Source organism: Rhizobacter sp. P2_H3 (assembly GCF_056403355.1).
The window spans coordinates 1-10791 of the sequence record NZ_JBFUFQ010000195.1 but is presented as its reverse complement, the minus strand read 5'-3'; the positions used below and the strand labels follow the sequence as shown (position 1 = coordinate 10791).

At 64.7% G+C, this 10791-nt stretch carries 12 protein-coding genes; 11 read left to right on the top strand and 1 reads right to left on the bottom strand.

Translation table 11 applies throughout. The features are described from left to right. Positions 1–168: 168 nt before the first annotated feature. From AC1D1T_RS25150 to AC1D1T_RS25100, 11 genes are all read left to right on the top strand, one after another. The gene (locus AC1D1T_RS25150; RefSeq protein WP_465110994.1) at positions 169–1140 is read left to right on the top strand and encodes an ABC transporter substrate-binding protein; all 972 of its coding nucleotides are present in this window, start codon (positions 169–171) and stop codon (positions 1138–1140) included. A 10-nt stretch (positions 1141–1150) separates the two neighbouring features. Then, a complete protein-coding gene (locus AC1D1T_RS25145; RefSeq protein WP_465110995.1) occupies positions 1151–1921 on the top strand; it encodes an ABC transporter permease in 771 nt (256 codons plus the stop codon). Continuing rightward, on the top strand, positions 1918–2691 hold the full coding sequence (locus tag AC1D1T_RS25140) for an ABC transporter ATP-binding protein (protein WP_047500376.1): 774 nt from the start codon (positions 1918–1920) through the stop codon (positions 2689–2691). Before AC1D1T_RS25145 ends, AC1D1T_RS25140 begins: the two co-directional genes overlap by 4 nt. Further along, positions 2688–4244 carry an ABC transporter ATP-binding protein gene (locus AC1D1T_RS25135; RefSeq protein ID WP_477992696.1) on the top strand — a complete coding sequence of 519 codons (1557 nt, stop codon included), beginning with the start codon at positions 2688–2690 and terminating at the stop codon, positions 4242–4244. The genes AC1D1T_RS25140 and AC1D1T_RS25135 overlap by 4 nt, the downstream gene beginning before the upstream one ends. Next, the gene (locus AC1D1T_RS25130; protein WP_477828740.1) at positions 4244–4924 is read left to right on the top strand and encodes a cysteine hydrolase family protein; all 681 of its coding nucleotides are present in this window, start codon (positions 4244–4246) and stop codon (positions 4922–4924) included. The genes AC1D1T_RS25135 and AC1D1T_RS25130 overlap by 1 nt, the downstream gene beginning before the upstream one ends. Positions 4925–4980: 56 nt before the next feature. Then, entirely contained in the window at positions 4981–6126 is a 1146-nt protein-coding gene (locus AC1D1T_RS25125) for a Fic family protein (protein ID WP_477992695.1), read from the top strand. 117 nt (positions 6127–6243) lie between these two features. Continuing rightward, positions 6244–6720 carry a TIR domain-containing protein gene (locus tag AC1D1T_RS25120; protein WP_477992694.1) on the top strand — a complete coding sequence of 159 codons (477 nt, stop codon included), beginning with the start codon at positions 6244–6246 and terminating at the stop codon, positions 6718–6720. A 7-nt stretch (positions 6721–6727) separates the two neighbouring features. After that, positions 6728–7360, top strand: coding sequence for an Nmad2 family putative nucleotide modification protein (locus AC1D1T_RS25115; RefSeq protein ID WP_477992693.1), 633 nt, complete (start codon positions 6728–6730; stop codon positions 7358–7360). Next, complete coding sequence (locus AC1D1T_RS25110) at positions 7339–8136, top strand: hypothetical protein (RefSeq protein ID WP_477829259.1); 798 nt, start codon at positions 7339–7341, stop codon at positions 8134–8136. The genes AC1D1T_RS25115 and AC1D1T_RS25110 overlap by 22 nt, the downstream gene beginning before the upstream one ends. 26 nt (positions 8137–8162) lie before the next feature. Next, positions 8163–9389, top strand: a complete 1227-nt coding sequence (locus AC1D1T_RS25105) for a nucleoside triphosphate pyrophosphohydrolase family protein (RefSeq protein WP_477992692.1) — start codon at positions 8163–8165, stop codon at positions 9387–9389. A gap of 45 nt (positions 9390–9434) precedes the next feature. Further along, positions 9435–10082, top strand: a complete 648-nt coding sequence (locus AC1D1T_RS25100) for a uracil-DNA glycosylase (protein ID WP_477992691.1) — start codon at positions 9435–9437, stop codon at positions 10080–10082. A gap of 17 nt (positions 10083–10099) precedes the next feature. Here AC1D1T_RS25100 and AC1D1T_RS25095 read toward each other — a convergent pair. Continuing rightward, positions 10100–10791: DUF8082 domain-containing protein (locus AC1D1T_RS25095; protein ID WP_477992690.1), on the bottom strand; the 692-nt coding region annotated here is incomplete at its 5' end.

The window sequence follows — 10791 nt, the reverse complement described above, 5'->3', positions numbered from 1 at the left end:
CTGCACTGCCGCCACCGACCTCGGCAACAACCTCGCGGCGCTGAAGATGGTGACGATGCAGGGCGGGGTGTTCGGCGCGGTGGCCGATTCGAATGCGCTGATTGCCTCCGTTCGGGCTGAGCCTGTCGAAGCCGGCGCACAGAAACACGTTCCCAGGAGCACCCCTCGATGATCACCCGCCGCCGCACCCTGCAGACCCTCGCCGCCACGGCCACCCTCGGCGCGGCCTCGTTCGCCCGCGCCGCGGACGACAAGATCCTGATCGGCTACTGGCCGATCGCGAGTGGCCTGCCGCTGTATGCCGGCCTGGAGCTCGGCACCTTCAAGGAGGCCGGGCTCGACGTCGAGGGCGTCAAGTTCTCCAGCGCCCAGCAGGTGGCCGAGGCGATGATCTCCGGCCGCATCCACGGCTCGGCCAACGGCACCGCGTCGGCCGTGCTGGCACTCGCCGAGATCACCTCGCCGGGCCTGTTCAAGATCATCTGCAGCAACCCGTCGAACCACAAGCTGGTGCTCGACGAGTTCGTCGTCGCGAAGGACAGCCCGATCAAGTCGCTTGCCGACCTGAAGGGCAAGAAGATCGCGAGCGGCCCCGGCATCCAGAACGTCACGCTCGCGAAGATCATGCTCGAGAAGAACGGCGTCGCGAATCCGCAGGTCACCGAGCTGCCGGTCGGCCAGCACGTGCCGGCGCTCGTCGGCGGGCAGATCGACGCGGTCTACACGCTCGAGCCCACCGGCACCGCGGGCCGCCTGAAGGGCCTGACGCGCGTGCTCGAGACCGGCGTGATCAGCAAGTACGTGCTCGGCGATGCCGAGGCGCCGTGGTTCGGCGGCTCGGCCAGCGTGACCGCCACGCTGCTGAAGGAGCGCCCGGCCGACGCGAAGAAATACATCGCCGCCTACGCGAAAGCGGTGGAGCACGTGCGCAAGAACCCCGAGGAGTCGCGCAACCACCTCGACGGCTTCACGTCGATCGACGCGTCGCTGGTGAAGGAGGTGCCGCTGTCGGGCTTCACGCTCTACAACGAGTTCAAGCCCAGCGACATCGATGCGTTCCAGAAGTTCTTCGACGTGTTCACCGAACGCAAGATCTTCTCGCGTGCGGTGCCGGTGAAGCCGCTGCTCTACACCGCGTGAGGAGCGGGCCATGAACGCCTCGCGACTGATGGACCGAAGGCTGCTCCCGCTGATCGGCCCGCTGCTGCTGTTCGCGCTGTGGGAGCTCGTGATCTCGGCCCGGTGGATCAAGCCGGTGCTGCTGCCGCCGCCCGGCGAGACGCTCGCCTACCTGTGGAGCACGGTCGCGAGCGGCGCGATCGGGCCGGACCTGCTGTCCACCCTGTACCGCACGCTGGCCGCGTTCGGCATCGCGGTGCTGGTCGGYGTGCCGCTGGGCGTGCTGCTCGGCAGCTCCGAGCTGGCGTACCGCAGCGTCGAGTTCGTGATCGACTTCTTCCGCTCGACGCCGAGTTCGGCGCTGATCCCGCTCTTCATGCTGATCTTCGGCATCACCGACATCAACAAGGTCGCGATCGCGAGCTTCGGCGCGATGCTGATCGTGCTGTTCAACAGCGCCTACGGCGTGATGAACGCGAAGAAGACGCGGGTGATGGCGGCGCAGATCATGGGCGTGTCGCGCTGGCATGTGTTCAAGGACGTGATGCTGATGGAGAGCCTCGCGCAGACCTTCGTGGGCCTGCGCAGCGCGGTCTCGATGGCGCTGGTGATCGTCATCGTCGCCGAGATGTTCATCGGCTCGGAGACCGGGCTCGGCCACCGCATCATCGATGCGCAGCAGGTGTTCAACGTGAAGGACATGTACAGCTCGATCCTGATCACCGGCGCGCTCGGCTACCTGCTGAACCTCGCGTTCCTGCTGGTCGAGAAGAAGCTGATCCACTGGAGCGGGAAGGCATGAGCGGCCCGGTGCTGAACCTGCCGCACGTGACGATCCGCGGGCTGTGCAAGTCGTTCGCCGGATCGCCGCTGTACACCGATTTCAACCTCGACCTGCCGCGCGGCGAGATCGTCTCGATCTTCGGGCCGAACGGTTGCGGCAAGTCGACGCTGATGAACATGATCGCCGGGCTGGTGCCGCTGGACGCCGGCGAGATCCTGTTCGACGGCAAGACGCTGAAGCAGACCGACATCGGCTACGTGTTCCAGAACTACCGCGACGCGCTGTTCCCGTGGATCAGCGCCCGCGACAACATCGCCTACCCGCTGCGCCGCAAGGGCATGAAGGAAGCGCAGGTGCGCGAGCGCGTCGACGAACTGGTGAAGCTGTTCGAGATCCGCTTCGACCTGGCGCGCTACCCGTACGAGCTGTCGGGCGGGCAGATGCAGACGGTGTGCATCATGCGGGCGCTCGCGCCGCGGCCCGAGGTGATGTTCCTCGACGAACCGTTCTCGGCGCTCGATTTCGAGATGACGCTGTTCATCCGCGAGAAGCTGCAGGAGGCGCACCTCGCGACCGGCGTGACGATGGTGATCGTCTCGCACGACCTGGAAGACGCGGTGTTCCTGGCCGACCACATCCTGCTGCTGACGCGCCGGCCGACGCGCATCGCCGAGTTCGTGCCCTTCGAGATGCCGCGGCCGCGCCTGCCGGAGGCGGTGTCCGACGAGCGCTTCGTGCGTGTGAAGGCGCACACGCTCGAGGTGTTCCGGCGGGAGATGAAGGCGTGACCGCATTGCAGCTCGACACGTACCAGCTGACCAAGCGCTTCGGCGCCTTCACCGCACTCGACGGCGTGTCGCTCGCGGTGCGGCCCGGCACCGTGCACGCGCTGCTCGGCGAGAACGGCGCCGGCAAGAGCACGCTGGTGAAATGCGTCGTCGGCTGGCAGCGCGCCGAAGAAGGCAGCGTGCTGATCGACGGCCGCGAGCGCGACATCGCGTCGCCGGTGGTCGCGCGCGAGCTCGGCATCGGCATGGTCTACCAGCACTTCACCGTGGTGCCGGGCATGACGGTGGCCGAGAACCTGCTGCTCGCGCGCGGCCGGCTGCCGGCCGTCATCCACTGGCCGAGCGTGCGCAAGGAACTGGCGGCCTTCCTCGAGACGACGCCGTTCAGGCTCGACCTCGATGCGACGCCGCAGCAGCTGTCGGCCGGCCAGAAGCAGAAGCTGGAGATCCTGAAGCAGCTGCTGCTGAAGCCGCGGCTCTTGATCCTCGACGAGCCGACCTCGGTGCTGACGCCGCAGGAGGCCGACGAGGTGCTGGGGCTGCTGCGCGACCGCGCGCATGCGGGCGATTGCAGCATCGTGCTGATCACGCACAAGTTCCGCGAGGTCACCGCGTATGCGGATGACGTGAGCGTGCTGCGGCGCGGCCGGCTGGTGGCGGCGCACCGGGTGGCCGAGACCGATCCTCGGCAGCTGGCGGCGGAGATGATCGGGGCGGCGGGCGAAACAGCGGATGACGTTGCTGCCGAGGCGAAGCGCGAGTTCGCGCCGCCGCAGCGCACCGAGCGCGAACGCGGCGCCGCGCGGCTGACGATCGAGGCGCTGACGGTCGATGGCGACCGCGGGCAGGCAGCGGTCAACGGCCTGAGCCTGAGCGTGCATGCCGGCGAGATCGTCGGCGTGGCGGGTGTCTCGGGCAACGGCCAGCGCGAGTTCGCCGAGGCGCTGGTCGGCCAGCGCCGGCGCGTGTCGGGCGAGGTGTGGATCGGCCACGGCGAGCAGCGCGAGCGCTTTGCCGCGACGCGCGCACAGAACCAGCGCCTGAAGGTGCGCAGCCTGCCGGAGGAGCCACTGCGCAATGCCTGCGTCGGCGACCTGAGCGTCTCGGACAACATCGGCCTGCGCTCCTTCGACCAAACGCCCGCGGCGCGCGGCGGCTGGCTGCGCGCCTCGGTGCTGCGCGAGCGCGCACGCCGGCTGATCGCAGAGTTCGGCGTCAAGACGCGCAGCGAGCTGGCACCGATCCGCGCGCTGAGCGGCGGCAACGTGCAGCGCGCGGTGCTGGCGCGCGAGCTGAGCGACGAGGCCGATGTGCTGATCGTCTCGAACCCGGTGTTCGGGCTCGATTTCGCGGCGGTGGCCGAGATCCATCAGCGGTTGATGGACGTGCGCAACCGCGGCGGCGCGGTGCTGCTGATCAGCGAGGACCTGGACGAACTGCTCGCGCTGTCGGACCGCATCGCGGTGATGAGCGAGGGGCGCATCGTGCACGAGGCCGACGCATCGCAGGCGGACCGCCACGTCCTCGGCGGATTCATGGGCGGGAGCCATTGATGATCCAGGTCGATGCCCTGCCGGGCCCGTTCGAGTTCGAGCCGGCGCACACCGCGCTGCTGATGATCGACATGCAGCGCGATTTCATCGAGCCGGGCGGCTTCGGCGCGGCGCTCGGCAACGACGTGTCGCTGCTGGCGCCGGTGGTGCCGGCCGCGGCTGAGCTGGTGGCGCTGTGCCGCGCGATGGGCGTGCTGGTGGTGCACACGCAGGAATGCCACCGGCCCGACCTGTCGGACTGCCCGCCGGCCAAGCGGCTGCGTGGCAAGCCCAGCCTGCGCATCGGCGACCCGGGGCCGATGGGGCGCATCCTGATCGAGGGCGAGCCCGGCGCTGGCTTCGTGCCGGAGCTGATGCCCCAGCCCGGCGACGTGGTGATCGCGAAGCCGGGCAAGGGCGCGTTCTACGGCACGCGGCTGGCCGAGCTGCTGCAAGACCAGCAGATCACGCGCCTGATCTTCGGCGGCGTGACGACCGAGGTCTGCGTGCAGACGACGATGCGCGAGGCCAACGACCGCGGCTACGAGTGCCTGCTGGTCGAGGAAGCGACCGGCTCGTACTTCCCGCAGTTCAAGGAAGCGACGCTGGCGATGATCCGTGCGCAGGGCGGGATCGTCGGGTGGACGGCGTCGTTGGACGCCGTCAAAGCGGCTGTGAAAGCGGGCTTTACCAGCACCTGATCATATTAAAGAAGTCTTTAGTATGATGGCGCCTCATTCAAGGCCGCTTTCATACGATGCGCAGCACCGGCACCTACGTCAGGAGCACCACGGCAGGCGAGGCCGTGCGGGCCTTCGTGCCGCGCCCGCTGCCGCCGGTGCGCCCGGTGCTGGCGCTGGAGTCCTACGAGACCCGGTCGCGCGATGCCGAGCTGGCGCTGGCGCGGCTGTCGGGCGTGTCGGGCCTGGTGCCGTCGGTCGAGTGGCTGCTGTACAGCGCGATCCGCAAGGAAGCGCTGCTCACCTCGCAGATCGAAGGCACGCAGGCCACGCTGACGGATCTCTTCGACGACGAAGCGGGCCTGGCCATCGCCAACACCGACGATGTCGAGGAGGTCACCAACTACCTGCGCGCTTTCCGCCTGGTGCGCGAGAACCTGCACGCCCCGCGCGGCCTGCCGTTGAGCGTGCGCCTGCTGTGCGACGCGCATCGCCTGCTGCTGGCTGGTGCGCGCGGCGCGGGCAAGCAGCCGGGCGAGCTGCGCCGCTCGCAGAACTGGATCGGCGGCACGCGGCCGGGCAATGCGGTGTTCGTGCCGCCGCCGCCCGAGCGCGTCGTGGAACTGCTCGGTGACCTGGAGCGCTTCATCCATGAGCCCGAACCGGCGCTGCCGCCGCTCGTGCGGGTGGCGCTGGCGCATGTGCAGTTCGAGACCATCCATCCGTTCCTCGACGGCAACGGCCGCATCGGCCGCCTGTTGATCGCGGCGCTGGTGGAGCAGTGGGGGCTGCTGCCCGAGCCGCTGATGTACCTCAGCGGCTACCTGAAGCAGCACCAGCGCGAGTACTACCGGCGCCTGTCGGCCGTGCGCACCGACGGCGACTGGGAGGGGTGGACGGGCTTCTTCCTGCAGGCCGTGGAGGCCGCCGCCAGCGAAGCCGAGCGCGGCATCGTCGCGATTGCCAGCCTGGTGGCCGCGGATCGTCGGCGCCTGCTGGCGGTGCCGCGGATCGGTGCCGTGAGCCTGCGGCTGTTCGAGCTGTTGCCGGTGATGCCGCGCTTCACGATCGAGCAGGTGCGGCAGAAGCTGGACACCACGTTCCCGACGGCGACGGCGGCGGTGAAGCTGCTGGAAGAGTCGGGCATCGTGACCGAGCTGACCGGGCAGAAGAAGAACCGCAGCTTCAGCTACCGGGCTTACATCGAGCTGCTGTCGCGCTGAGGTCGAGAAGGCCAGTGGCGGACCGCTGGCTGCTCGACATGCACCGCCGCATCATCACTATTGGGGTAGTTGGACATCCACGTCGATGCTACAAAGAGTGTTCGGGAGGGCTGGCGCATGACAGAACCGCTACGCAGGCACATCTTTGTCAGCCACATCCATGAGGATGATCATCGGCTTAAACCTCTTAAGGACCTGTTGAGCGCTTCGGGCATGGAGGTCCGCGATGGCTCGATCAACAGCGACAAGCCCAACGACGCGTCCAATGAGCAATACATAAAGTCGGCGATCTTGATGCCTCGTATCGCCTGGGCATCGGTCTTCGTTGTTCTCATTTCGCCTGAAACTCGAGACAGCAAGTGGGTTCAATGGGAAATCGAATGCGCAGAGCGCCTGGGCAAACGCATCGTCGGTGTCTGGGACCATGGTGAGTCCGAGTGCGACATGCCTGAGGCATTGGATCGACTCGCTGATGCTGTTGTGGGGTGGCAGGGCGATCGGGTGAAGGATGCAATCGAAGGATTGATCAACAACCGGGAGCGTCCTGACGGAAGTGCAACTCCGCCTCGGCAAACCAAGAGCTATTCCTGTTAATCAGTCAATGGGATTGTTTTCCTACGTGGTTGCACGCGACTACGGATTCGCGCCGAACCCGTTCGGCGGGACCTGTACTCTGGCGACTTGCAAGCCCAACATTCGGCAACGAGCTGCTGTCGGAGATTGGGTTGCCGGCATTGCGTCCGCTGAGGACAGCCCCATGCCCAGGTTGGTCTACGTGATGCGCGTAGACGAGTTGCTAACATACGACGCGTACTGGGACGCCGCACGCTTTCAAACCAAGAAGCCGTCGAGGATGGGGAGCGTCAAGCAGCTCTTCGGCGACAACATCTACCATCGAGACGCGGCTGGTCACTGGATCCAAGCCGACTCTCACCACAGTCTTCCGGACGGAAGCCCTAACCCGAAGAACATTGCCAACGATACGCAGTCGCTGGGCGTGCTGGTCAGCAGCCGTTTCGCGTACTGGGGCAGCAAGGCCATTGACATCCCTCAGCATCTCTTGGACTTCGAAGGTGAGACGCTTCTCATCAAGCGCGGATACCGACGCCACTTCAGCAATGCTTTTGTCAGCCAGTTCGTGGCGTGGTTCGAAGCACTGCAAATGCAAGGCTATCTGGCGGCTCCGTATCGGTGGGAACGCAAGAGCGCCACATGGAGCAAAACGCAGCCATGACGTCACCGCAAACTGCGTCCCCCGCTTCAGCACCACCGCCCAGTGGGGCAGCGACCGGTTCCGCAACGGCCAAGCCGTCACTTGCGGCCTCAGGTTCTACATTGGTCGCGCCGAGCGGGTCTTCTACGACCGCACAACCCGGATCACTCGTCTCGTTTAGCGTTACCAAGCAGTTCGACGTAGCGCTCTATGTCGACGGATTCACAACCGGCGGTCTCGCCATTGTCGTGCTTGGTGGAGTCCTGTGGCGCTACTGGCGCCTGACAGCCGGTAGAAGCAGGGACTTCGAACTCGATGAGGCCGAATTCGGTTTGGGCCAGCAGAAGATCAAGCTTAAGCCAAACGACGATGATCGCCAGATTGCATACAAGATTTGGGTTGAATTGAGCACCCGCAAGATCGGACTCACGATTGACCTGGAGCAGGATGTGATCACCGAAGTCTATGACTCGTGGCACACCTTCTTCTCTGTGACTCGTGAGCTCATCAAGGACGTGCCCGTCAGGAAGTATCAACGTGACTCCACAGCAAAGATCGTGCGGCTATCTATTGAGGTGCTCAACGAAGGTCTTCGCCCTCACCTGACCAAGTGGCAGGCACGATTTCGACGTTGGTACGAACACGCGGCGAAGAAGGAAGACTTCGGCAGCACGGCGCCACAAGAGATTCAAAAGCAGTTCCCTGCGTTCGCGGAACTGACGGAAGACTTGAAGCTGGTGAATGAACGGCTCATTGCCTATAGAAACCGGATGCACGATCTGATGGCGAACCGGTAGCCGAAGCTAGTACAGGGGGGTGAAAATTGAAAACGATCGAGCGCTCCGAGCAACAGCTCACGCTTGCTGAATATCAAGACCGTGCTTGTACGTCGAATCAGTTTCGCGGCAAGGACACTGCACTTGATCAGCTGCAGTTCGGCCTCTTTGGCGAGATTGGAAGCGTCCTTTCCCTTGTGAAAAAGTCGCATCGAGATCTTCAACCTGCTGACTTGCACGGCATTGGAGAGGAGCTAGGTGACGCACTGTGGTATCTCACCACGGCGGCGGTGGAATGCGGGTCATCGCTACAGGAGATCGGCGCAGGGGCAATCCTTGAACTGCAACGACACTTCGGCGTCAATTGCGACGAGCGCAAGGATGACATTGCGTTTGACGAGTTCGACGGGCTTGTCGCCTTTAGCCGAAGTCAGCTAAAGGACGAAGAAAAGCTCACGAGACTGCGGCAGCTTGGAATCGACTCCGGTCGCTTGCTCATGGAGAGCGTCGAGAAGGATTTGGCCGCCGGGAGTCCGCTTCAGATGCTTTGCAAGATCCTCGCCGACATGGTGCTGGTGGGGGCGCTCTTCGGCCGGCGCTTTGCCGACATTGCGAATGGGAACCTGCGGAAGATCGAGTCAAGATGGCCGCCGAAGGGAACGTCGCACACGCAGCTCTTTGATGAGGGTCGATCGACCTTGGAACAATTTCCACGCAACTTCTCGATGCGTTTCATTCAGCTGTTGACTCCTGGCGGGAAACCATATGTGGTTCAACAGTTGCGCGGCGTGAACATCGGGGATCGCCTCACCGACAACCGGACAGAGTCGGACGGTTACCGCTTCCACGACGTATTCCACTTGGCCTACCTCGTGCACCTCGGTTGGTCACCAGTGATTCGCGCGCTTCTGAAGCTCAAACGTAAAAGCGACCCCGACATTGATGAGAACCAGGATGGCGCTAGGGCGATCATCATCGAAGAGGGCATCGCCACCTGGATCTTCAATCATGCGCATCGGCGCGATGATTTCAGTGACACAGCGATCGGGCGGCTGGACTACAACATGTTGAAGCAAGTGCTCGACATGGTCGAGGGCTACGAGGTCGCAGACTGTCCAATGTGGCAATGGGAGCGAGCGATCCTCGATGGCTTCCAAGTGTTCCGACAGCTGCGCGAAGCCGGTGGAGGCGCAGTCCACGTTGACCTGATCAACCGGACCTTAACATTCGAGAATTCCGACTTCGCTGCCCATGGAAGCGGTGCGGTCGAGTGATGCTTCACCACGAAAGTCCCAAAATTCATGACCCCGCGTGTTTTCGTGGACACCCTTGCCGATATTGAGCTTGAGGGCGTCTTCAATCCCTATCGGCACCGATGTTCTGTCCACGATCTGGCGGATGGGCCATCAGTGCGTCGAAGAAACTTGCGCCGCTATCTGCAAGCGATCGACGACCTGAAGACTGACACCATCTGGATGGGCCGGGATCTGGGATACCGGGGGGGACGACGGACAGGATTGGCCTTGACCGACGAACTTCACCTCGGACAGCTCGGGCGGATCTACCCGGGCGCTGATGCTGCAAAAGCGACGAAAGGACCCGCTGTTGCGGAGCGTACTGCAGCAGAGATCTGGGCCATTCTCGGCCGACTTAAGCGGCCCCCGCTGTTGTGGAATGTCTTTCCATTCCATCCCCACGAACCCGGATCCGAGTTGAGCAACCGAAAGTTTTCTGCTCGAGAGCTGGCGGCCGTTTCGGACCTTAATGTGCAATTGGTGGCGTGGCTTGGCATCAAGCGAATCATTTGCATCGGTCAAGACGCGTCGACCTACGCGAAGTCATTCGGCATCGAGGTGGGCTGCGTTCGTCACCCAAGTTACGGTGGTATAGCGGACTTTCGCGATGGCATGCAACGAATTTACGGAAGAGAACTTCGAGCCTTCTCGGGCCAGCCGGACCTCTTCTAGAGTCGTGAGCTAGACAGTTAAGCGCCGCGCCGCAGCGCCTCGATCAGCTTCTCGCGTTCCTTCCCGGCCGCCGCGTTCTCCGCCAGCAGCGCGAAGAACTGCTCCTGCGATTGGGCCTTCGCCTGCGCCTTCTTCACCAGCACGCCGGCGATCGGCCCGAGGTGGGCCGTCAGCACCTTGCGCGACTGCGTGACCATCTCGTCGGTCAGCGCATGGTGGCCGGTCGGCAGCGATGGGTTCACCGGGTGCGACACCGCCTGCGTGCCGGTCGCGCCGAGCTTCGCTGTGAAGCGCGCACGGTCGGCATCGCTGCCCAGGTGCTCGCACACCTTCGCCGCGAGGCTCGGCAGGTCGGTGCTGAAACGCGCCGCATTGCGCACCAGCACCTTCGCGACCGGCCCGACGAACGAGGCCAGCGCCAGCTCGACGCGGGCGAGCGTCTGCGGATCCCAGCCGGTCGGCGGCGCGGTCGTGCGGACCGAGCCGGCAGAGAGCACCACCGTCGGTGCATGCGGATCGGCGGATGGCGCCGCCGCCGGCCGCGGCGGCGCCATGATCACCGTCGTTTCCGATTCGTCGTCGGTCGCCGGCAGCACGCGCCGGGCGAGCGCCTGGCGGAACAGCGCCGCGGTCGCGAAGCGCTCATGCGGCTTCTTCGCCATCGCGCGCGCGACGATGCTGGCGTCGAAGTCGGGCCGCGGTGCGATGT